1 protein-coding gene is annotated in these 636 nt (G+C 67.5%); it reads left to right on the top strand.

The window, feature by feature from the left end:
* Positions 1-636, top strand: a 636-nt coding sequence (locus J5M71_RS26425; RefSeq protein ID WP_207838413.1) for a ComEC/Rec2 family competence protein, incomplete at both ends; no start/stop codon positions are given.

Raw genomic sequence — 636 nt, 5'->3', positions numbered from 1 at the left:
GCCGTCGCTGCTGCGCCTGGCCTGGTACGCCGGGCCGGCGGGGAATAGTGGTGAGCGTTGGCGTCTGGCGGTGAAATTGAAGCGCCCGAGTGGCTTGCTCAACCCGGACGCCTTCGATTACGAGGCCTGGCTGCTGGCGCAACGGATCGGGGCGACCGGCACGATCAAGGATGGCCAGCGCCTGGCTGAGGCCCGGTATGCATGGCGCGACGGCGTTCGCCAGCGCCTGCTGGCGGCCGATGCACAAGGACGAGAGGGCGCGCTGGCGGCGCTGGTGCTTGGTGACGGTTCAGGCCTCAGTCGCGAGGATTGGCAGGTGCTGCAAGACACCGGCACCGTGCATTTGCTGGTGATCTCCGGCCAGCACATCGGCTTGCTCGCCGCAGTGATGTATCTGCTGGTCGCCGGGCTGGCGCGTTTCGGAATCTGGCCGTTGCGCTGGCCATGGCTGCCGTGGGCGTGCGGCCTGGCCTTCACGGCGGCGCTGGGTTACGGCCTGCTCGCCGGTTTCGATGTGCCAGTGCAGCGCGCCTGCGTGATGGTGGCGCTGGTGCTGCTGTGGCGCCTGCGTTTTCGCCATCTTGGTGCGTGGTGGCCGTTATTGCTGGCGTTCAATGGCGTGCTGTTGTTCGATCC

The organism is Pseudomonas sp. 43(2021), from assembly GCF_017490805.1.
Lineage (GTDB): Bacteria > Pseudomonadota > Gammaproteobacteria > Pseudomonadales > Pseudomonadaceae > Aquipseudomonas.
The sequence above is the reverse complement of the archived record's forward strand: the minus strand, read 5'-3'. Positions and strand labels throughout refer to the sequence as shown.